Here is a 23,621-nt window from a genome sequence, read left to right as displayed (position 1 = left end):
CACTTCCTTTCAAAAATCCAATTAACACTCTAAATCATTATATAGACTTGAGAAAATATTGCAAATCCATCAGGTGTAATTATCCGGAAGGTCATTCTCAAGAAGGATTACCTTGGGTTTTCCGGCATCAATCTCATACATCAGATCAGTAGCCTCTTTTAAGGTAGTCTTCACAAAAAGTCTGTCCTCTGAAAAACCGGCTTCGAGCGCACCCTCTTTTATGGGTTTTACATGATCCGCTCCGACAAGAATAATATAGTCCGCTGCATCTGCTGCCTGTCTGCCGAATTCCTTGTTATACTCGGCTTCCTTCTCTCCAAGTTCAACCATACCCGGTGTCACAAGAATCCTAACACTTCCCTCAAATTTTGAAAGTGTATCAAGAGCCATTTTCGCTCCCATGGGATTTGAGTTATACGCATCATCAATAATCGATACGTTTCCATGCTTAAGTAGCTCCTGTCTGTGCGGAGCAGGAGTAATTCTTCTCACCGCCATCTTGAGCTTTGTCATCGGAATACCCATTGTATGAGCCATGGCTATCGCTCCGACAACATTGGTAACATTGTGCTCTCCTAGAAGCTTCATCGAAAATTCTGCTTCTTCTCCGTTAGGTGCAGTCACTTTAAACGATGCTCCGTCAGGTGAATATTTAACCTCTGTGGCTCTGTAATCACAGCCTTCACTCACGCCGTAAAGCACGACATTCTCATGACGCATATTATTTCTGATAAGCTCATTGTCGCCGTTTGCAAACTTAAGTCCCTGTCTGCTCTTTTCCTGAACAGCGTCAAACAGTTCATATTTTGTATCAATTATATTCTCAATTGAATGGAAGGTCTCAAGGTGCTGTGGCCCTATTGAAGTCAATATTCCGTCATCGGGATGTACAATATCGGTTATCTCCTTAATATCATACACATGTCTTGCTCCCATCTCGCAAATGAAAATCTCGTGCATAGGTGTGAGTTGTTCTCTTATTGTACGAACGACTCCCATAGGCGTATTAAAGCTCTCCGGCGTCATTAAAACACGAAAGCCCTCTGAAAGAAGAGTCCAGAGATAGTATTTTACGCTGGTTTTTCCATAGCTTCCGGTAATTCCGATTATCCTTAATCCGGGATGCTCCTGAAGCATTCTCTGAGCATCATGAATAAACCAGTCATTAACTCTTTTCTCAATAGGCTTATTTATCAGATTACACAGGGCCGTAACGAGAGGAAGAAGTCCTACAAATGACGCAAAAATGATACCTGCAGCAATCCTCTTTTTACTGCCTTCAACAGTAAAATTGGATACACTTTTTGATGTTGCTATAAAAATAGAGGATATAGTCTGTACCCCGGTAAAATAAAGATATACCGCTATCACTCCCAAAATCAGGAAAAGCACCGCATAGGTCACAAAAAGTCTCTGTACCCTCTTTGTTACCACAAACTTCTTCTTTGCAGGCTTTGGAATATACTGAAAGATCAGGAAAATAAGAAATAGCAGGGAAAGAATTCTGAAAGCGCTTCCTGCCTTATTACTTCCAAGCATTCCGCCTATTATTGTCACACATAAAAAGCCCACATGAAGTCCGTATCTGTGGGGCTTTGATCTGAGGAACCTGAAATATCCCTGAAACTGATATGATGAAAGCTGTAACATGTGGGTATAATATCTAAGACCCAAAACCGTTACCGCAATATATGCTGCAAAATATAGAATAAGTAAAAATGTATTCATATAACCCCTCATCCGCCGGTTTTATCGGCAAGTGTTATTTACATCTCAATTTTCAAAAAACTTCCCAGAATCTTATTAAATAAATACTGATTATCAAGGAAAGAATAATGTCCTGCTCCCTGAATAACTGCAAGTCCGGCCTCCGGCATAAGCTTCTCCATCTGTTGTCCGTCAGAAAGCGGGGTTGCCGTGTCCTGATCTCCCCATATAAGAAGTGCCGGCATAGTCACCTTGGGCATGTAGGGCGCAAGATCCTCGTTTACAACCTTTACCAGACTGTTCCTCATTACGGGCGATGCCGCAGCATAATCCGCCGAGCCGAATTTCTTCTTAAGGTTCTCAAGTGTACCAGGAGATATCTTTGCTATTCCTGTCTTTATAAGTAAGTTCTTGTAAAACTTGTATCTCCTTGTTTTTGCCGACTGTTTTCCTGACGGCACAGGCTTTATTCCCGCACTGTCCGTGAGAATAACCCTGGGAATCTTAAATCCAAGCTCCTCCTCACTCTTAGTGCCTATCATTTTTATGATAACTCTGCCACCCATTGAATGTCCGAGGAACATTATCTCCTTTTCATCGGGAAAAAGCTTCTTAACAAAATGTATAACAAAGGTGACAAAATCACTTACTTCCCAGGGCTCAGCAGGCTCATCGCTTTTTCCGAACCCCGGCATGTCCATGCCGACTACATGGTACTTCTTGGAAGCAAACTTGAAAATACCATCAAAAAGATCCACATTGGAGCCCCATCCGTGGAGAAGGATAAGAAGAGGACCCTCGCCCTCATCGCGGTAATTAATATTTAATCCGTCAATTTCTGTATTCATAAAATCCTCATGCTTTTACTCTTTTATAACATTGAGCATAAATATAAACATCGCATTTAAAAGCGGCTGGTTCATGATTCCCATGCCCTCATCCGTGTTCAGATAAGTACGCTCCGTCGTGTCAGTAATATAATTCACCGCCTCGGGATTGCGTCCCATAAGGTAATGGGCGTGGTTCTCAATGATAGTAGTATACTCATAATTATATATTATATGGTCGGTAATTGTTATCGTTCTCATATCATCGAGAAGCTGTGCATGGTCCCTGCTTGTGACCATGAATCCGGAACTCCTTGCTGCATCAACTATACTTGTTGTCTTTTTCATAAGGAGCTTCATTATTTTTGAGCAAATATCCACATTTACTTTCTGATTGGTTGAAATATATGTGATACATCCAAGGAAAATATCCTCATTCTCCTCAAATAAAGATGAGTATTTCCCGCTTTCAAAATATGATGTCAAAACCTGCTCATAATCCGAACTTCCGGTAGCACGATACAACTGAGCCGCAGCATAGAAGCCTTCGGTTTTTTCCCTGACATTCTCTGTCCCTGCATACAGGCTGTAGGCTCTGTCGGCACACTTCAGACATTTGGTTGCAAAATCAGAATCATAGCTCTGATATAAAAAGCTGAATTCAGCAAGCAATGTAGCAAATCTGATAGTTGCATCCATGGTTACAGGGGTAACCTCAACCTGCGCCTGCATCAGATCTTCAGACTCATTTCTTACGGTAAGCGCGGCACCATAAACGCCTCCGGTGCGCTCATCCTGCATTTTCATGAGCCACTCGATTTCATACCTCACTTCATCAAGAATGTCGGGAATACCATTCCCGCTCTCCGGTATTCCGATATCATCCGGAATGGATTCAGGCTTCATCTCGTAGGCAAGCAGAAGATTCTGAGCAATTTTACAGCCAAGTTCAACCTCTCTGTCTGCCTCGGCATTGAGGTGCCATCCCCCCGATACGTCCAGTGTTTTATCCGGATCCTCCTGAAGATGAGCCTCTTTGGTGTGACAGGCAGCATGTGCATCCTCTCCCGCAAGTTCCTCCGAAAGTGACATACCACATCTGTTGGTGTAGTACGTTCTTAAAGCCTGACGAAAAATGTCACCATATAGGTCATTCTTAATCCTGAAAGAGTAGGAACTTCCTATATTATCAGCATAAATATAGTATGTTCCGTCCTCAACCAGATCCGTAAAATAACCTTCTTTTATCTCCTCACCGTCTTCTTCATAGTTTGTGTCACGCATCTGCCCCGTATAGGCAAGTTCGTCGGTTTCAAGATTATATATATAGAACAATTCAGGCAAATCGCTGCCTTTAAAGGTCACGACTTTTTCAGCGCCGGTTCTGTACCCGTTCTGATCCACCAGGGCGCTTGGTACTATAGTGGGAACATCATATACGACATTTGGAGCAGGGTCGCTGCTTTGCGCTTCCTGCTCCGGTTTAACGTTATTTGTATTTTTAGTACTCCCGCATCCAACAGCCATGAACGCCAGTGAGACACTCATGACTATCGCGGTAAGTCTTCTAAAACAATTCATTATTTCTTTCCTGCACGGTTATAGTTTATAAGACATCCGTCTAAAATTATCTCTCTCTCATTGTCGGTGAGATCACCAAGTGTCATTGTAAACTCAGTAAGCTTTCCACCGGACACGGCAACAGCCTTGATTGTATCAGCCTTGTTCTCAACAGCGGTTCTGATACCGGGAAGGAAGATGTAATCCTTATTTTTAAACGGAAGCTCTCCCTTGTCAATAACAAGCGGAAGCATACCCCAGTTGATAAGGTTTGAGCGATAGCGTTTTGTCGCATACTCATTGGCAACGTTAGCCCAACCTCCGAGAACCTTCTGGCAGGAAGCTGCCTGTTCTCTTGCGGAACCATCGCCGGGTTTAACTGCAAAAATTGTTGAGCCAAAGCCGACGTTAGAGTTATTTACATCAGCATACTCTTTTACTATAGAAGCCATAACCTCCTTGAGCTCAGGCCATGCTGCCTCGGGATCACTGCCCTCCATAAGTGCGGTCTGAGCTTCTCTGATTTCCTTGGCAAGTCCTACGTATGCAGGATCCTTTCTTGAGAGTGTGAACTCAGCAAGTCCAAGAGGATTTGAACGGTAAGAACTTGTCTCACCTGAAGGGATGAGCTCGTCAGTTGTGGTAACCGGATCGTGGATCTCGGAAACAACTCGAAGAACAAGGTTCTCCGGAAGTGCTGTCATCTTCGGCCAGTCCTTGATATTGGGACCAAACTGAAGCTCTGCACTGGGATCAGCCTTACCCTTTGAATCAAATACACGGTTTGCATATATTTCCTTATCAAAGTGATATGTATATTTATTGAACTTACCGTCAAATGCTGTAGCAGGTGTAAGTACACCCTGGTTAGCAGCTGTTGCAGCAATTGATCTTGCATCCATAAGTGCAACCGAAGCAATCTGGCCGTTCTGAACCTTAGAACCTTCTCTGTTGGGGAAGTTTCTGGTGGAGTGTCTGATACTGAACGCATTATTTGCGGGTGTATCTCCGGCACCAAAGCAAGGACCGCAGAACGCAGTCTTAAGTATTGCTCCTGTCTCAAGGATCTTAGCTGCTACTCCGTTCTTCACAATCTCCATGAAAATCGGGGTTGATGCAGGATATACGCTAAGTGTAAATCTGTCGTTACCTGTATATCTTCCCTCAAGAATATCAGCTGCAGCACAGATGTTTTCAAATCCGCCGCCGGCACAGCCTGCGATGACACCCTGGTCTACCATAAACTTACCATCTTTTATCTTTTCCTTAAGAGAATATTCTATCTTATCTCCAAAGCTTACCTTTGCGCGCTTCTCAACATCCGCAATAATGTCAGCCAGATTAGCATTTACTTCCTCAATCTCATAGGTGTTGCTGGGATGGAAAGGCATAGCGATCATGGGCTTTATAGTGCTGAGATCAACCTCTACCACGCCGTCATAATAAGCAACATCACCGGGCTTAAGCTCCTTGTAATCTCCGCTTCTGCCGTGAATATCATAGAAATTCTTTATCTCATCATCTGTCTGCCAGATTGAAGACAGGCATGTGGTCTCTGTGGTCATTACATCGATTCCAATACGGAAATCAGCTGAAAGAGATGCAACTCCGGGACCCACAAACTCCATTACCTTATTCTTTACATAGCCATCGCCGAATACCTTGCCGATAATTGCGAGTGCCACATCCTGAGGTCCCACGCCATGCATGGGCTCGCCCTTAAGGTAAATTGCCACTACTCCGGGCATATTTATATCATAGGTCTGATTAAGGAGCTGTTTTACGAGCTCAGGTCCGCCTTCACCCATAGCCATGGTTCCGAGAGCACCGTATCTTGTGTGCGAATCGGATCCAAGAATCATTCCGCCGCCTGTTGCAAGCATTTCTCTTGCGAACTGATGGATAACCGCCTGATGAGGAGGTACATATATTCCGCCGTATTTCTGAGCTGCGGTGAGACCGTACATGTGGTCATCTTCATTAATTGTACCGCCAACCGCACAAAGCGAATTGTGACAGTTTGTAAGTACATAGGGAATAGGAAACTTTTCAAGTCCCGATGCACGTGCTGTCTGGATAATACCTACATAAGTAATATCGTGGCTGGTAAGCTTATCAAACTTTATCTCAAGCTTATCCATATTGCCTGATGTATTATGATTACTTAAAATTCCGTAAGCAATTGTATTTTTTCTTGCTTCATTTTTGTCAGTTTCTTTTCCGGTCTTAGCTGCAACGCTTTTTAAAGCCTCGGCATCATCAGCAATAAGCTCTGTTCCGCCAACCAGATAAGCACCGCCATCGTACGTCTTGATCATTCCCGTTCCTGCCTTTCCTTTTAACATAGCCATTTATCTCTTAGATTTTGAACCATTGTACCACTAGAATGCACCTTTTGGGTATATTTAATTACATTAAAAACCGACTGGCCAAGATTTAGCCAGTCGGTGTGAATATTTATTCAGACTTTTGACATATCCAGTTTATCTATATGCCATATCTCATCAACATATTCCTGAATGGTTCTGTCTGATGAGAACTTACCGCAAGATGCAGTGTTCATAATTGCCATCTTAGCCCACTTCTTGGAATCTCTGTAGGCTTCCGATACAGCTCTCTGTGCTTCAATGTAGGGCTCAAAATCCTTCAAGATGAAGTACTGATCTGCCTTATTGGAATTGATGGTATTAAGAAGCATGTTGTAAAGCGGTCTGAAAAGTTCCCTATCCTTGGAATAGGTTCCGTCTACAAGGTGATCAAGCGTCTTTTTAACATTTGGATCCCTGTCATAAATCTCACCGGGATTATATCCGCCGTTCTTTTCATATGCTATTACTTCCTCAGAGGTCAGTCCGAAGATAAACATATTTTCCTCTCCAACCTCCTCAAGCATCTCCACATTTGCTCCGTCAAGGGTTCCAAGTGTGATTGCTCCGTTAAGCATCATCTTCATGTTACCCGTTCCGGAAGCCTCCTTACTAGCTGTGGAAATCTGCTCGGAAATGTCCGCTGCAGCAAAAATCAGCTCGGCGTTTGATACCTTGTAATCTTCTATAAATACAACCTTCAGCTTTCCATTAATGGAAGGATCATTATTGATCACATCGGCAACGGAATTTATAAGCTTGATTGTGAGCTTTGCTGTCTGATATCCTGCTGCCGCCTTTGCACCGAAAATATAGGTCTTGGGCGTATAATCCATCTCGGGATGAGCTTTAATCATGTCATATATATACATTACATGAAGTATATTCAGGAACTGTCGCTTATACTCATGAAGTCTCTTAACCTGAACATCGAAAATTGACTTCGGATCTACATCAACACCATTATGTTCCTTGATATATGCTGCAAGACGCTTCTTGTTCTGGAACTTAATATCCATGAACTCCTTTTGAGCCTTCTTATCACCGGCGATACTCTTAAGTCCGCCGATAAGTGACAGATCGGTGATCCAGTCCTCACCCACATGCTCTGTAACCCAATCGGCAAGAAGAGGATTTGCATGCATAAGGAAACGTCTCTGGGTAATACCGTTGGTCTTGTTGTTGAACTTTTCAGGATACATCTCGTAGAAATCCTTAAGTTCTCTCTTCTTAAGAATCTCTGTGTGGAGCCTTGCAACGCCGTTAACTGAATGACCACCGACAATTGCAAGATGAGCCATTTTTACCTGATTATCATAAAGGATAGCCATACTGCGGATCTTTCCCTGCACATCTATGCTGGGAAGATTTGAATACTGACGCATGATCTGGTCAACAAATCTTCTGTTGATCTCGTCAACAATCTGGTAAATTCTGGGAAGAAGTCTCTGGAAGAGATCTATCGGCCACTTTTCAAGAGCCTCTGCCATAATCGTATGGTTGGTGTAGCAGCAGGTCTTCATGGTTACATCCCATGCCGTATCCCAGGGCAGATAATACTCATCCATAAGAAGTCTCATCAGCTCTGCTACCGCAACCGTCGGGTGTGTATCATTAAGCTGGAAAACTGCTTTCTCATAGAACTTACTTATATCATCATGGTGTCTTAAATATCTCTTAAGGGCGGTCTGCACAGAAGCTGAAATGAAGAAATACTGCTGTTTAAGTCTTAGCTCTTTTCCCGCAATATGATTATCATTGGGATAAAGAACCTCGCAAAGCTGGCTGGCAAGGTTTTCCTGCTCTACAGCCTTCTGATAATCACCTTTATCAAAGGAATCCAGCTCGAAGCAGTTGATTGGCTCCGCATCCCAGATTCTGAGAGTATCAACCACGCCGTTTCCATAGCCTACGATAGGAAGGTCATAGGGAATAGCCCTTACGGACTGATAGCCTTCCTGGCGGAATACATTTCGTCCCCTGTCATCCACAAATACATTGACATAACCGCCGAACTTAACTTCCTTAGCATACTCCGGGCGGCGAAGTTCGAAGGGATTACCAAACTCAAGCCAGTTATCGGGCACCTCAACCTGGTAGCCGTCTCTTATCTTCTGCTTGAACATTCCATATTTGTATCTGATACCGCAGCCGTATGCCATGTATCCGAGAGAAGCCAGCGAATCAAGGAAACATGCGGCAAGTCTTCCGAGACCACCGTTTCCGAGCGCGGGATCCGGCTCCTGATCCTCTATCACATTTATATCTACGCCAAGTTCATCGAGTGCTTCCTTTACGGGCTTATATGCCTGCAGGTTTATCAGGTTGTTGCCAAGCGCACGTCCCATCAGGAATTCCATGGACATGTAATATACAATCTTGGGATCCTGCTCATTGGCAGCCTTCTGTGTTGTCATCCAGTGATCAACAATCGCATCCTTTATTGCATAAGCCGAAGCCTGGAATATCTCCTGAGGTGAAGCCTCTTCGATAGTTTTACGATAAAGTGTTTTTACATTATATAAAACACTTCGTTTGAACAGTTCCTTGTCAAAAGATAATTGCTTTTTCTTCATAAAACACCCTCCTCTGATAGATGTCATTACCCACTTATTGTATCGCAAAATCATACATCTTACTAGTTAAGGAAAAATAAACATCATATAAACACTGTATTTATACAAAAATTATTATAACTTGAGAAAAATAAGATATTTGCTTATAATGAATTTAGCTGTGATTTTATTTCACAGTTACACGTTTATAATGTTTAATTATTTTAAAAAGAAAGGGAGAAAAACATTATGAAAAAGTTACTTGCTATGATGCTTACAGCATCACTCACGTTCAGCCTTGTTGCTTGTGGCGGCTCATCCGCAAATGACGCAGCAGACACAGCACAGTCAGCCGCTGAGGAAGTTGCTGATACTGCAGAAGAGGTAGTTGAAGAAGCTACTGACGCTGTTGAAGAGGCAGCTGAAGAGGGTACAGACGCTGTTGAAGAGGCAGCTGAAGAGGGTACAGACGCTGTTGAAGAGGCAGCTGATGCAGCTACAGAGGCTTCAGGAGACTATTCGATCGCTATGATCACAGACTCCGGTGACATCACAGATATGTCATTCAACCAGACAACATACGAGGCTTCAAAGGCATTCGCTGAGGCTCAGGGTGTTGACTATCAGTACTACAAACCCACAGAAGATTCAAACGAAGCACGTGTTGCTGCTTTCGACAACGCTGTAGCTGACGGTTACAACGTAATCATCGTTCCCGGTTATCTTTTTGCTGAGATGATCGCAACTGTTGCTGAAGAGAACCCCGATGTAACAATCATCGCTCTTGACTGCAGCGCAGGTGATTTCGAAGGCGCTGGCATGGACGAGCTTCCTTCAAACGTTTGCTCATTCACATACCAGGAAGAGCTTGCTGGTTACATGGCTGGCTACGCTGTAGTTAAGGAAGGCTACACAAAGCTTGGTTTCCTTGGCGGTATGGCAGTTCCTGCAGTTATCCGTTACGGTTACGGTTTCGTTCAGGGTGCTAACGATGCTGCAAAGGATCTTGGCAACACATCTGACGTAGAAGTTAACTATGTATACGGCGGACAGTTCTTCGGTGACGAGTCTGTAACAGCTGTTATGGATACATGGTATCAGGGCGGCACAGAGATCGTATTCGCATGCGGCGGCGGTATCTTCACATCTGCAGGCGAAGCTGCTAAGAAGACAGGCGGCAAGGTTGTTGGTGTTGACGTTGATCAGCCCGGAACAATCGATGGTCTCTATGGCGATGGTGTTTGCGTAACATCTGCTATGAAGGGTCTTGCTGCAACAGTTAACTCAACTCTTACAGACCTCTTCGCAGGTAAGTGGGATTCATACGCAGGCAAGATCGAGAACCTTGGTCTTGTATCAGGTGATGATGCATCTCTCAACTATGTACAGCTTCCTACAGATACATGGTCAATGAAAAACTTCACAGTTGATGATTACAACACTCTTGTAGCTTCTATGTATGCAGGTGATATCACAGTTTCAAGCGATATCGATGCTATGCCCGCTACAGACATCACTGTAAACGAGTTTGACAACATCCACTAATTGAATAAGCACTAATTTAAGGCGTCTTTCCCGTTTTGGGAAAGGCGCTTTTTTATTGCCCAAAGGACGCCAAAACTCTTTTTTCGCACACTAAAAAATGATAAACTATATTTTAAGAACGGATTCCGGTCGGAATTCATGTTTTTCATGCAAAAAATACAGAAAGGTGTGCTACTTATGGAAGATTATGTAATTGAAATGTTGCATATCACGAAGGAATTTCCCGGCATAATAGCTAACGACGATATTACTCTGCAGCTAAAGCGCGGCGAAATCCATGCACTTTTGGGGGAAAACGGCGCCGGAAAGTCAACACTTATGAGTGTTCTTTTTGGTCTCTACACACCTGAAAAAGGTGTGATCAAAAAAGACGGCAAGGAAGTTAAAATTGCCAATCCCAACGATGCTACTGCTCTCGGCATCGGAATGGTTCATCAGCACTTCATGCTGGTTGAGATTTTCTCTGTTTTAGACAATATCATTCTTGGGTCCGAGCCAAGCAAATTTGGTTTTCTGACAAAAGCGGATGCCAGAAAAAAGGTTCTCGAACTCTCGAATAAATATAATCTTAAGGTTGATCCCGATGCCCTTATTGAGGATATTACCGTAGGAATGCAGCAAAGAGTTGAAATTCTGAAGATGCTCTACAGGGACAATGAGATTCTGATCTTCGATGAGCCCACTGCTGTTCTGACTCCTCAGGAGATCGACGAGCTGATGAAAATCATGAAGGAACTTGCCGCTGAAGGAAAGTCCATTCTTTTCATCACCCACAAGCTCAATGAGATCATGCAGGTAGCAGATCGCTGCTCGATTCTCAGAAAAGGTAAATATATCGGAACTGTAGACGTTAAGAGCACTACTAAGGAAGAACTCTCTTCCATGATGGTTGGCCGCGACGTCAAATTTGCTGTTGAAAAGAGCGAAGCAAAGCCTGCAGAAGAAGTACTTAAGGTTGAAAATGTTTGTGTAAAAAGTAAACTCCACTCCAACGACTCTGTGCACAATGTATCCTTCAACGTTCGCGCCGGTGAGATTGTTTGTATTGCCGGTATCGACGGTAACGGACAGACAGAATTTGTTGGTGCCCTCACGGGACTCGATAATATCTCCAGCGGTAAGATCACTCTTCTTGGCGAGGATATCACCGACAAGTCCATTCGTTACAAAAACACACATGGTATGAGCCATATTCCGGAGGACAGACATAAACACGGATTAATCCTCGATTATACCCTTGAGGAGAACATGATCCTCCAGAGATACTTCGAGCCGAAGTTTTCTCAGAACGGTCTTTTAAAGAAGGCTGAGATGAGAAAATATTCGGATAAACTTTCCGAGGAATTTGATATTCGCTCCGGACAGGGTTCTTCAACTATCGTAAGATCCATGTCAGGTGGTAACCAGCAGAAAGCCATCATAGCCCGTGAGATGGATAAAGACCACAAGCTTCTTATAGCGGTTCAGCCCACCAGAGGTCTTGACGTAGGTGCTATTGAGACAATACATGAAGAAATCGTAAAGGAACGCGATGCAGGAACTGCTATCCTTCTTGTTTCTTTGGAACTGGATGAAGTCATGAATCTCTCTGACAGAATCCTTGTTATATACGAAGGTGAAATAGTCGGTGAAGTCGATCCCAAGACTACGACCCTTCAGGAACTCGGACTTTACATGTCCGGCGCTAAGCGTGACACAAGAAAGGAGGCATAATCGTGGACGAAAAGACAAGTATATTTAAAAAACCCGGATTTCAGACTCTGCTTGCATCCGTTCTATGTGCAATACTCGGTATTTTTCTCGGATATATAATTCTTCTTCTGATGAATCCCGAGCATGCGGCAGAAGGAATGTTTGCAATCCTTCGAAATTTCTTTAAATTTGCCGGTAACCAGAAGAAACTGATGAGTGCACTGGGATCGGTGCTGGTAAAATCCGTACCTGTAATCCTCTGTGCTGAAGCTATTCTGTTCGCATTCAAGACAGGTCTTTTCAATATAGGATGCGCCGGTCAGTATACAGTTGGCATAATTGCCTGCCTGTACACCGCGCTTGCCCTTCATTGGAACTGGTTTTTATGCATACTCTGTTCAATTCTTGCAGGAGCTGTATGGGGTTGTATCTGCGGTTTCTTCAAAGCATATTGCAATGTCAACGAGGTTATCGCCGGTATCATGCTGAACTGGATTGCACTCTATATATGCAACATTATTCTCGGCAATAAGACCGTTATGGATACTACTAAATCAGAGACCCATAACGTTAAGGGGGCAAGTCTCCTGCCTGCCTTTATGAGCGGATTTTTCGGTAAAAACAAATATATGACAATTGCCGTTCCTCTCACAATTATCATAGCCATTCTGATTCTCTTTGTTCTCAACAAGACCACCTTCGGCTATGAGCTCAAGGCAACAGGTCACAGCAAGGATGCTGCTAAATATGCCGGAATGAATGCTAAGAGAAATATCATCCTTAGCCTTATGATTTCAGGTGCCATCGCCGGACTTGCTGCAGGACTTTACTATCTCACAGGCATTGAGCATTACAAGATTGCTTCCTCAGTTCCCGGAATGGGCTTTTCAGGAATAGCTGTTGCTTTCCTCGGCGGTCTTCATCCTATAGGAACAATATTTGCCGGTCTGTTCGTAACCTATATAACTCAGGGCGGACAGTATCTTAATACAAATTATTACAACCCTCAGGTTGCAGATCTGATGATAGCAATAATCATTTACCTGTGCGGCTTCGTACTGTTCTTCAAGACAATACTCAATAAGCCCGCAAAAAAGACTAGCAAGAAGGAGGTGTAAGGATATGGCATTACTTATTCAGTACACACTTATATTCTCCGCCGTTTTGATTCTTGTTGCTCTTGGCGGTATGTTCTCAGAACGAAGCGGTATAATCAACCTGGGTCTTGAGGGTATCATGGTATTCGGTGCCATGGCAGGTGCTATGGTAATGGTGCTTCTCCCTTCCGATGCATCGAAGTTCACCATAATATCACTTACCCTTATCGCCGCTGCATTAGCCGGCATGGTTTCATCACTGCTTATAGCTGTCGCTTGTATTAACTTTAATGCGGACCAGACTCTTATCGGTACAGCGCTTAACATGCTTGCTACAGCCGCTGCAACAGTTATTATCAAGGCATTTAATACTGCAAGATCAAACGGTTCTGATTTCTCAGCAAAACTTGACTATGTAAGAGGACATGATGCCTTCATGTTTAGCATTGGACCTTTGCAGCTATCATGGTTTGTTGTTGTAGCCGCATTACTTCTTGTAATTGCTATAGTTGTCTTTTACAAGACCAAGTTTGCGTTAAGACTTCGTGCCTGCGGTGAGCATCCTCATGCAGCAGATTCAGTTGGTATTAATGTATACAAAATGAGATATGCCGGTGTAATCATTTCCGGATTCCTTGCAGGAATCGGCGGTATCATCTACATCGCTGCCGCTAACTCAACCTGGCATTTTGATTACGGTGTTGCAGGTGCCGGCTTCCTTTCTCTTGCGGTTATGATCTTTGGTCAATGGAAGCCCGAGAGAATAGCATGGTCAGCAATTCTGTTTGCTGTTTTCAGATCCTTATCAAACGTATACATGGGTATCGGTTTCCTGCACGCACTTCCGATTTCAGGAACAGTTTATAACATTATGCCTTACGTGATTTCACTGCTCGTTCTTGCATTTACTTCCAAGAACTCCAGAGCTCCTAAGGCTGAAGGTATCCCTTACGATAAGGGACAGCGCTGATGCCAGCTGTTATGTCCCAATAATTTAGGGATGTGACATTAAATAACATAATGCAGAGGTACTGACATGACACATGAAGACCTTATCTCAAAGGCTCTTGAGGCCAGAAAAATGGCCTATACACCCTATTCGCACCACGCCGTAGGTGCCGCCCTCCTTACGAAGGACGGAAAGGTTTATCTTGGCTGTAACATTGAAAATGCTGCATACACACCAACTAATTGCGCAGAAAGAACAGCACTGTTCAAAGCAGTAAGTGAAGGAGAGCGGGATTTTACAGCAATCGCTATTGTAGGTGGTCCCGATAATCAGGAAGAACTTCCGATCTGCGCTCCCTGCGGAGTATGCAGACAGGCGCTCAATGAATTTGTTGATCCCGAGACCTTTGAGGTAATACTTGGTACAAACGATCCAAAAAACTACAAAATATTCAAGCTTGCTGAATTACTGCCCCTGGGCTTTGGTCCTAAAAATATGAGTTTTTTGAAGGATTATCAATAAAGAAAGAAGGATATGAAATGGATATCAAAACAATTTTAAATCACTGTGATCACACACTTTTAAAGCAGGAAGCAACCTGGGATCAGATAAAAGAGATTGCTGATGACGGCATGAAATACGAGACAGCTTCTATCTGCATTCCTCCCTGCTACATCAAGCGCGTTCATGACTACACAAACGGAAAGCTCAATATCTGCACAGTTATCGGTTTCCCCAACGGAAACATGACAACCGAGACAAAGGTATTCGAGACAAAGGATGCTATTGAAAAAGGCGCAAATGAGATCGATATGGTTATCAATATCGGTGAACTTAAAGCTAAGAATTATGACTATGTTCTGAATGAAATCAAGGCAATCAAAGCTGCCTGCGGTGACCACATCCTTAAAGTTATCATCGAGACCTGCCTCCTTACAGATGAAGAAAAGATTAAGATGTGCGAGCTTGTTACAGAGGCTAAGGCTGATTACATCAAGACTTCCACTGGCTTCTCTACTGCAGGTGCTACATTTGATGACATCGCACTCTTTGCCAAGCATGTTGGTCCTGACGTAAAAATGAAGGCTGCAGGCGGAATTGGAAGTATTGCTGATGCTGAAAAGTTCATGGAGCTTGGCGCTGACAGACTTGGAACCAGCAGAATCGTTAAGATTGTAAAGGACGAAAACCTGATATAATAACCCGACATAAAAAAGCCCCCCGACGGTGTAATTCCCACAAAAAGCTCGTTGCAAAATACGCATAATCGCTTTTTGTGGAAACCACACTGCCGGGGGCTTTTTTATTTACAGTTTCTCAACACCGATAGTTACTTTCTCGCCGTTGATATCCCATTCTTTAGCGTTTGCTACATCATTGTCATATACGATTTCAGTAGCAAGAACCTTGGTTGAAATAGAATCAGCATTATCCTTAACGATCTGAGCAATCTTGTCATTACCGTTTACAGACAGCTTGATGTGATCCATAACTTCAAAGCCTGAATCCTTACGCATTGTCTGAACCTTACTGATAACCTCATACATGAAGCCCTCGTTAAGAAGCTCCTCTGAAAGATTGGTATCAAGAACTACTGTGATGCCATGATCCTCTGTACTCTCGAAGCCTTCCTTCTGAGCCATATCGATGAGGAGATCTTCCTCAGTAAGCTCAACTGCTGTTCCGTTAACTTCAAATTTAAGAGCTCCGTTAGCCTTAAGCTCATCCATTGCATTATTTCCGTCGAGTGATCCCAAATACTCCTTAATTCCGCCGAGTACCTTACCGTATTTAGGTCCTACTGTCTTAAGCTGAGGCTTGAAGGTGTATGTTGTGAAATCTCTTACATCATCCGCAAAGACTACCTTCTTAACATTCAGCTCATCCTCGATGATCTCCTGATAGAACTCAGAAACTGTCTTCTCAGCCTTAACATACATCTGTCCGATAGGCTGACGGTTCTTGATTGCAGCTGCATTTCTGCAAGCACGGCCAAGAACTACGATCTGAAGTACTTCATCCATGTTCTCCTCGAGTTCCTTATCGATGAAGCTGCTGTCAACCTCAGGGAAATCGCAGAGATGGATTGACTCAGGAGCTGAAGCATCACTTGTTCTTACAAGGTTCTGGTAAATAGACTCTGTCATGAAAGGAACCATGGGAGCTGCTGCCTTACATACGTTTACAAGTGCTGTGTAAAGAGTCATGTAAGCAGAAATCTTATCCTGCTCCATTCCCTTAGCCCAGAAACGCTCACGGCATCTTCTTACATACCAGTTGGAAAGATCATCAACAAATGCATCAAGTGCCTTTCCTGCTTCAGGAATTCTGTAATTCTCAAGGTTCTTATCAACCTCACCGATCATGGTGTTCATCTTGGAAAGAATCCACTTATCCATTACAGTGAGCTTGTCCTTCTCAAGTGTGTACTTGGAAGCATCAAATCCGTCGATATTTGCATAAAGCACGAAGAATGCATAGGTATTCCAAAGTGTTCCGAGGAACTTTCTCTGTCCTTCCTGAACTGTCTTACCTGCGAATCTTGAAGGAAGCCAGGGAGCAGAGTTTGTATAGAAGTACCATCTGATTGCATCTGCGCCGTATTTCTCAAGAGCCTCAAACGGATCAACCGCATTGCCCTTTGACTTACTCATCTTCTGTCCGTTCTCATCCTGCACAAGGCCGAGTACTATAACATTTTTAAATGCAGGCTTATTGAAAAGAAGTGTTGCCTCTGCGTGGAGTGAGTAGAACCAACCTCTTGTCTGGTCTACAGCCTCAGAGATGAACTGAGCAGGGAACTGCTTCTCGAAGAGCTCCTTATTTTCAAAAGGATAGTGGAGCTGAGCGAAAGGCATTGCACCTGAATCGAACCAACAGTCGATAACTTCCTTAACTCTGTGCATCTTCTTGCCGCACTTAGGGCAGGTGATCTCAAACTTATCGATATAAGGCCTGTGAAGCTCTGTAGTCTCAGCAGAAGGATCTCCTGAAAGTTCAGCAAGCTCTTTTCTTGATCCTACTGAAAGCTGGTGGCCACAGTCATCGCACTCCCAGATATTGAGAGGTGTTCCCCAGTATCTGTCACGGGAGATACCCCAGTCCTGAATATTCTCAAGCCAGTCACCGAAACGTCCCTTACCGATTGATTCGGGAACCCAGTTGATCTCCTGGTTGTTTCTGATGAGATCATCCTTAACCTCTGTTACCTTGATAAACCATGAGGAACGTGCAAAGTAAAGAAGGGGTGTATTACATCTCCAGCAGTGAGGATAATCATGCTCCATCTTAGGTGCTGAGAAGAGAAGACTTCTCTTATCGAGATCCTTAAGTACTTCAGGATCCGCACTGATAGCACCCTCATCCATTTCCTTCTGTGTGGGTTTGCAGCGCATTCCGGCAAAAGGTGTCTCAGGCTTAAGCTTACCTTCGCCGTCAACCATCTGTACAAGAGGAGCATCGTATTTTCTTCCGACACGAGCATCATCTTCACCGAATGCAGGAGCGATATGTACGATACCTGTACCATCTGACATCGTTACATAGTTATCGCAGTATATGAAGAACGCCTTCTTGTGCTGTTTGTCTGCTTCATCCTTTGCACACTGGTAAAGAGGCTCGTATTCCTTATACTCGAGGTCAGTACCTACATAAGTCTCAAGAACTTCGTAAGCCTTCTCACCCTCTTCCTTGGCAAGTGATCCAAGTACTGTATCAGCAAGTGCCTCAGCGAGGTAATATGTATAGCCATCTGCTGCCTTAACCTTGATATACTTCTCATCAGGGTTTACGCAAAGACCGATGTTTGAAGGAAGTGTCCAGGGTGTGGTTGTCCATGCAAGGAAATATGCATCCTCATCCTTAACCTTGAAGCGAACAACAGCTGTGCGCTCTTTGAGCACTTTATAGCCCTGTGCAACCTCGTGTGATGAAAGAGGTGTACCACAGCGAGGGCAGTAAGGAACTACCTTGAAGCCCTTGTAAAGAAGACCCTTCTTCCAGATCTCATTAAGAGCCCACCACTCGGACTCGATGAAGTTATCATCATAGGTGATGTAGGGATGATCCATGTCTGCCCAGAAACCAACTGTTCCAGAGAAATCTTCCCACATTCCCTTATATTTCCATACGGATTCCTTACACTTCTTGATGAAGGGCTCCATACCGTATTCTTCAATCTGCTCTTTTCCGTCAAGACCGAGGAGCTTCTCTACCTCAAGCTCAACCGGAAGACCGTGAGTATCCCAGCCTGCCTTACGGGGAACAGTGTAACCCTTCATTGTGCGGTATCTCGGGATCATGTCCTTGATAGCACGTGTGAGCACGTGTCCGATATGCGGCTTACCGTTTGCAGTCGGCGGTCCGTCATAGAACATATACATCTCACCCTTGCTGCGAGTATCTACGCTCTTCTGGAAAATATCCTGATCTTTCCAGAATTTCTCGATCTCTTTTTCACGGGCGACAAAATTCATATCAGTGTCAACCTTCTTATACATTTGAGACTCCTTTCGATTAAAAAAGACCCGTCCTGTAAAAAGGACGAGTCTGAACTCGCTGTACCACCTGTTTACGCATACTCCCCGAATTTACGGTTTTATATGATTCTCCGTAACGGGGAGACTCCGTCATGACTTACTGTAGTTCAGTCATGCAGCTCAGAAGTGATTTTCTATATTCTGTACTTGCACCTGCTCGCACCATCCGCAGGCTCTCTGAAGCTTTCTATAAATATATACTGTCTTCGTCACAGCTTTTTCTATACAATTAAAAAATATTTTATTCATAGTATTAAAAAAAGTCAATAGGATGTATAGATTTTATTCATTATAATAAACGCTTTCCTTTTCATAGAATAAAACTGCCCCGTCTTTATAAGGTGAGCCGTCATGGGGATAAAGAATATCAGGATCGACTGTTATAGGCAAAATCTCGACATTCTGCTCATCACCCGTAAGTCTTCTCGTATTTTCCTGCATAATCTCCCCGTACTGCTGCGCTGTATTATCCTTCAAACTCGTAATCGCCGCGGATGTAAGATACCTTCCGGGAAACAGAATTATCACTCGGATACACGCTGCAACTATCACGAAAACTGTTGCCGCACTTAACGCTCTTACCAGAGTTCTATTATATCCCTGCTCTTTTCTTGCAAAAATCCATCCAGTGAAATAAAACACATTCAGAACTATAAGCAATATGAAAACATAGAAGACCGAATTCGATACCCTGTTAACAGAGAGCTGCTCCTCTATGTACACTTTTGAAATCTCTGAGTTTCCAATATATGCAAAAGGCGAATACAGAGCTGAAATCAGGCAATAACTAAGTACTGTAATCACACCGGGCAAAGGAAACTTAAACTTTACCGCATCCTTTTTCTGCAGCTCCAGAAAAGTTCTCCATATAAGGATTCCTGCGAGAATCGCAAATCCCAGAACTTCAATACTTATATGACGAAGAACAAAATGAAATCCCAGTACAAAAGAATTCCTTACTGTGACAAATACGCTGTTTTTTACGGAGTTTGCCATTGCCATGCGGTTTTTATTACCCGGCGAAAGAAGATTCAGGGCTGTCCCCACAAAATAATTCAGTGAAGGGATAATCGCTCTTTTAATATGTGAGCAGTCCTTGTCACCAGACAGGAGCTGGCTTAACAGCGCAAACAAAACTACCATGATGATAAAAAGAAGTCCGCCAAAAACAGTTATATTATTAACTCCTGCAGCCAGAAATCCCGCAAGAGATGAAAGCACTGTTAATAGCATGGATTTTTCACGAATAAAGGAATTCTTCAGAAGAAGTGCCAGAAAAAGCACAAATAAAGCATGTCCAAAGGTATAATGAACGGCGCTGTTATACCAGGTAAAACCCTCTGCCTTTCCATCCACAAGTTCAACAGTGATAAGAAATGTCAATAAAAACAGCGGATAATTCATCCTGTTTGTTTTTAAGACATCTTTCCCTATCACCTTAAAAAGCGCAAAGTACGATAAAAACATCGCTCCAAGCATAATAAATGCGGTCAGGTGATAGAACTTTGTCTTGAAAACCGCAGGCTGAAGCTCCATCAGAAAACAGGAGGTATACGTCCCCTGCCATCCAAAATATGTATCAAATGTATCTTCAAAAGCTGCCCCTATAGCCTTAAGCACAGAACCTGTATGAACAAATGCCCTATGAGGCAGCGCACCGTAAGTAAAATCATCTGCCCAGGGAAAGGCATACCTTGCAATATAGATAACCGGAACAATAAGTGCCAACATGATTATGGTCAGCAAGCAGCATTTGAATATATATTTTGATTCCGATTCAAAAGTATAATCAGACTCTCTCATTTATATCTCCGGCTTCAGTTTTCTTTTTTCTTAAAGAACTTGAAAAGAATTGGATAAACACCAAGCATCACAAACACAACTATTGTGTACCTGATGAATCTCACCATAAAAGCACCCGTGGTGTTGGATGCAAGAAATTCCTTTGAAAAAGGAAGCTTAAGAGCAGTATTTAGTACCAGATAAACAGCCGCTCCTCCCACAAGCCTTATAATTATTTCAAGCGGTTTTCTTGTCTCTTCAAAATTAACAAATCTTTTCTCAAATTCTATAGCCAGATAAAAGCCGGCCATAACTCCCATAGCTGTATAGTAATCCGATGTTTTGCAATAGAAAAATCCAATTGAAGATACCGCAAAGAATATAAGATTTAACAGTGAGCGTCTCTCTTCCCCGACCTTTTCGTAGATAAGAGGAACGATGAATACAATGGCAATACCGGTGGCCCATCCCGTCAAAACATCCGTAGGATAATGAACTCCGACAACTACTCTAGATATTCCTACAAGAAAAGGAATTATAATAGCAATTATTAGAACAAATCGGTTTTTCAGATACCCTGCAAGTGATCCGTACACTGTTGCCGAATTCATTGAATGAGCACTCGGAAAAGAGTAACCCTGCGCAGAAATATCATCCAGAGCTCCCGATTTTTCCACAGGCCTGAAGCACTTAATATTTTCATGAACCATATAGGGCCTTAGCCTTAGTGCAATATTTTTTATCAGAGGATTGAGCACCCCTCCTAATACCGCATTTGTCCCGATATAGATTCCAAACTGCTTGTCATAGCACCAGTAAAGAAATCCCAATATAAAAAGAAGGACCGTCTCTTCTCCAAGTGCTGAAAAGTGCGAAATAAAACCGGCTCCGGCCTCTCCTAATAAATTTTGAAGCCATTCCATCAGCTGTGGCTCAAAACCAAAATAAAAAGTATTCCCCATAAGAAAAAGTCTCCTCAAATTACTTATTAACTTCTTTATTTTATCAGATGAATTCCGCCATTTCCAATTTGTGCTATACTTTTTTATTATTGGTCAGGGAGAAAAAGATGATCCAAATAATTGAAACAACCAATCTTGAATCAGCCGGGCTTTCAGTTTACAGCGAGCAGTCCGAAGTACAGCTATACCGCATAAATGAACCTGCTCCGGGCATTTTTATTGCTGAGAGTCCGAAGGTAATAGAGCGCGCATTGATCGCCGGCTATGAGCCGATTTCTGTGCTGATCGAAAATAATCAGATCAGAGGTGAAGCCTCTTTGGTTTTAGAAAAACTTGCGTCTCTTCCCTTTAAAGTTCCTGTATTTTCTGCAAGTGACAGTATTCTCACATCCATTACCGGTTTCCACCTCACACGCGGTGTGCTTTGTGCTATGAAAAGAAGGCCTCTTCCGTCTGTAGACGATGTTTGCAAAAATGCGCGAAGAGTAGCCGTTCTTGAAAATGTGACAAATCCCACCAACGCAGGTGCAATTGTTAGAAGCGCCGCTGCACTTTCCATGGATGCTGTTCTCTTTTCTCATGGCTGTACGGATCCCTTATATCGCCGCGCAATACGCGTAAGCATGGGTACGATATTCCAGATTCCCTGGACGTTTCTTCCGGAAACAGGAAGCATGGAGGTCTTGAAAGCTCTTGGCTATTCAACCGTGGCCATGGCTCTTCGTGATAATTCCAGATCCATAGACGATCCGGAGATAACCGCTTCCGAAAAACTTGCTGTATTCCTCGGTGCTGAGGGAGACGGACTCTTACCTGAGACCATAGATGCCTGCGATTATTGTGTGAAAATTCCTATGTCACATGACGTTGATTCCCTCAACGTTGCTGCTGCCAGTGCTGTAGCATTCTGGGCTCTGTCTCGTTAAAGCAGCCCCTTTGTCCTTCTGTTTAAGGTATTTAGCACATTCTTTTTATCAAGACTCCAAAGCGGCTCTACAAGTAGTCGCCTTGGACCATCTCCGGTCATTCTGTGGATTACCGTATCTCCGGGAAGCATTTTCAGACTTTCCATAATTAATTCTGCATGTTCATCCAGTGTCAAAATATGAAAAGGATTCTCTTTGTACTCCTCATACATCTGAGTTCCTTTCAGTATCTGCAGATTCTGCAACTTTATTCCATCAAGCGAAGGCTCCAAATCTGAAAGATAGCCTACAGTTTCCAGCATATCCTCCTTAGTCTCACCGGGTAATCCGAAAATCACATGAACAATTACTTCTATCCCTGCTTCTTTAAGATTTTTATATGCTTCCTCAAATACCTCGATAGTATATCCCCTGTGAAAATGCTCAGCAGTTTCCTCGTGAATCGTCTGAAGGCCAAGCTCAATCCACACTGGTTTTATCTCCCTTAGCTCCCTCAGCATTTGAAGCACTTCTCTTTCAAGACAATCAGGCCTTGTCCCTATAGAGAGAATCTCAATGTCTTCTCTTTGGATTGTCTCAAGATACAGCTTTTTTAGTCTGTCTACATCTCCATAGGTATTGGTATATGACTGAAAATATGCTATGAACTTCCTCGCATCGGTTTTATTTTGTATTCGTCTTTTAGCATCTTCTATCTGTTCATCCACAGAAGCAATGTCAGCTGCAAATTCTCCGGAGCCGCCCTCCGAGCAAAAGGTACAGCCCCCGGTAAGATGTGTCCCGTCAGGCAAAACTATGCTTCCGTCTCTGTTCGGACATGTACAACCTGAAGTCAGAGATAATCTGTAAACCTTCTCGCCATATTTATTTTTCAAATAATCGGATAACCTGATAGCCATTATCAACACTCTTCTTTTTGCGTATTTTCATATTATGCATATAATATCAAATTTCTTGTTGACAATACATATATCCTTGTGTATTATATAACTTGCGTTGCAGATGCGACTTAATATATATGCGATAGTAGCTTAGTTGGTAAAGCGCCACCTTGCCAAGGTGGAGACCGCGGGTTCGAGCCCCGTCTATCGCTCTTTAAAATCAAATATTGTGGT

At 43.2% G+C, this 23,621-nt stretch carries 16 protein-coding genes, 1 tRNA gene and 1 other annotated feature; of the genes, 8 read left to right on the top strand and 9 right to left on the bottom strand.

The window, feature by feature from the left end; all coding sequences use genetic code 11:
* Positions 1-69 precede the first annotated feature (69 nt).
* The 5 genes from G596_RS0106640 to G596_RS0106620 all read right to left on the bottom strand — a co-directional run bounded on the left by G596_RS0106640 (position 70) and on the right by G596_RS0106620 (position 9,036).
* Positions 70-1,728, bottom strand: a complete 1,659-nt coding sequence (locus G596_RS0106640; RefSeq protein WP_022761057.1) for a Mur ligase family protein — start codon at positions 1,726-1,728, stop codon at positions 70-72.
* Between the two features lie 38 nt (positions 1,729-1,766).
* The gene (locus G596_RS0106635; protein ID WP_022761056.1) at positions 1,767-2,555 is read right to left on the bottom strand and encodes an alpha/beta fold hydrolase; all 789 of its coding nucleotides are present in this window, start codon (positions 2,553-2,555) and stop codon (positions 1,767-1,769) included.
* 15 nt (positions 2,556-2,570) lie between these two features.
* A complete protein-coding gene (locus tag G596_RS0106630; RefSeq protein ID WP_022761055.1) occupies positions 2,571-4,115 on the bottom strand; it encodes a glycoside hydrolase family 9 protein in 1,545 nt (514 codons plus the stop codon).
* Positions 4,115-6,412, bottom strand: coding sequence for a hydratase (locus G596_RS0106625; protein ID WP_026671228.1), 2,298 nt, complete (start codon positions 6,410-6,412; stop codon positions 4,115-4,117). Before G596_RS0106625 ends, G596_RS0106630 begins: the two co-directional genes overlap by 1 nt.
* A 143-nt stretch (positions 6,413-6,555) precedes the next feature.
* Positions 6,556-9,036 carry a glycogen/starch/alpha-glucan phosphorylase gene (locus tag G596_RS0106620; RefSeq protein ID WP_022761053.1) on the bottom strand — a complete coding sequence of 827 codons (2,481 nt, stop codon included), beginning with the start codon at positions 9,034-9,036 and terminating at the stop codon, positions 6,556-6,558.
* 228 nt (positions 9,037-9,264) lie between these two features.
* Here G596_RS0106620 and G596_RS0106615 point away from each other — a divergent pair, with 228 nt between their 5' ends.
* The 6 genes from G596_RS0106615 (at position 9,265) to deoC (ending at position 15,497) form a co-directional block, all read left to right on the top strand.
* The gene (locus G596_RS0106615) at positions 9,265-10,560 is read left to right on the top strand and encodes a BMP family ABC transporter substrate-binding protein (RefSeq protein ID WP_022761052.1); all 1,296 of its coding nucleotides are present in this window, start codon (positions 9,265-9,267) and stop codon (positions 10,558-10,560) included.
* Positions 10,561-10,737: 177 nt separating this feature from the next.
* Positions 10,738-12,273 carry an ABC transporter ATP-binding protein gene (locus tag G596_RS0106610; protein ID WP_022761051.1) on the top strand — a complete coding sequence of 512 codons (1,536 nt, stop codon included), beginning with the start codon at positions 10,738-10,740 and terminating at the stop codon, positions 12,271-12,273.
* 2 nt (positions 12,274-12,275) lie between these two features.
* Positions 12,276-13,370, top strand: coding sequence for an ABC transporter permease (locus G596_RS0106605; protein ID WP_022761050.1), 1,095 nt, complete (start codon positions 12,276-12,278; stop codon positions 13,368-13,370).
* Positions 13,371-13,374: 4 nt separating this feature from the next.
* Positions 13,375-14,319: an ABC transporter permease gene (locus G596_RS0106600; RefSeq protein ID WP_022761049.1), complete on the top strand. Its 945-nt coding sequence runs from the start codon at positions 13,375-13,377 to the stop codon at positions 14,317-14,319.
* Positions 14,320-14,385: 66 nt separating this feature from the next.
* Entirely contained in the window at positions 14,386-14,820 is a 435-nt protein-coding gene (locus G596_RS0106595; RefSeq protein WP_022761048.1) for a cytidine deaminase, read from the top strand.
* A 17-nt stretch (positions 14,821-14,837) separates the two neighbouring features.
* Complete coding sequence (gene deoC, locus G596_RS0106590; protein ID WP_022761047.1) at positions 14,838-15,497, top strand: deoxyribose-phosphate aldolase; 660 nt, start codon at positions 14,838-14,840, stop codon at positions 15,495-15,497.
* A gap of 108 nt (positions 15,498-15,605) precedes the next feature.
* On the opposite strand, the gene ileS is transcribed toward deoC, so the two are convergent.
* From ileS to G596_RS0106575, 3 genes are all read right to left on the bottom strand, one after another.
* Entirely contained in the window at positions 15,606-18,797 is a 3,192-nt protein-coding gene (gene ileS / locus G596_RS0106585; protein ID WP_022761046.1) for an isoleucine--tRNA ligase, read from the bottom strand.
* A gap of 36 nt (positions 18,798-18,833) precedes the next feature.
* Positions 18,834-19,058: a binding site (T-box leader), on the bottom strand.
* Positions 19,059-19,118: 60 nt separating this feature from the next.
* Positions 19,119-20,639: a hypothetical protein gene (locus tag G596_RS0106580; protein WP_022761045.1), complete on the bottom strand. Its 1,521-nt coding sequence runs from the start codon at positions 20,637-20,639 to the stop codon at positions 19,119-19,121.
* Positions 20,640-20,653: 14 nt separating this feature from the next.
* Positions 20,654-21,580: a phosphatase PAP2 family protein gene (locus G596_RS0106575; RefSeq protein ID WP_022761044.1), complete on the bottom strand. Its 927-nt coding sequence runs from the start codon at positions 21,578-21,580 to the stop codon at positions 20,654-20,656.
* Positions 21,581-21,687: 107 nt separating this feature from the next.
* Between G596_RS0106575 and G596_RS0106570 the strand changes: the two genes are divergently transcribed.
* Positions 21,688-22,506 (top strand): TrmH family RNA methyltransferase, encoded by an 819-nt coding sequence (locus G596_RS0106570; RefSeq protein WP_022761043.1) that lies wholly within the window; start codon positions 21,688-21,690, stop codon positions 22,504-22,506.
* Here the strand turns inward: G596_RS0106570 and G596_RS0106565 are convergent.
* Entirely contained in the window at positions 22,503-23,405 is a 903-nt protein-coding gene (locus tag G596_RS0106565) for a TIGR01212 family radical SAM protein (RefSeq protein WP_022761042.1), read from the bottom strand. The two genes, G596_RS0106570 and G596_RS0106565, sit on opposite strands and share 4 nt — an antisense overlap.
* A 121-nt stretch (positions 23,406-23,526) precedes the next feature.
* Here G596_RS0106565 and G596_RS0106560 point away from each other — a divergent pair.
* Positions 23,527-23,599, top strand: a tRNA-Gly gene (locus G596_RS0106560).
* The last annotated feature ends 22 nt before the right edge of the window (positions 23,600-23,621 follow it).

It is taken from the genome of Butyrivibrio sp. AD3002 (genome assembly GCF_000420905.1).
Taxonomy (GTDB): domain Bacteria; phylum Bacillota; class Clostridia; order Lachnospirales; family Lachnospiraceae; genus Butyrivibrio.
The sequence above is the reverse complement of the archived record's forward strand: the minus strand, read 5'-3'. Positions and strand labels throughout refer to the sequence as shown.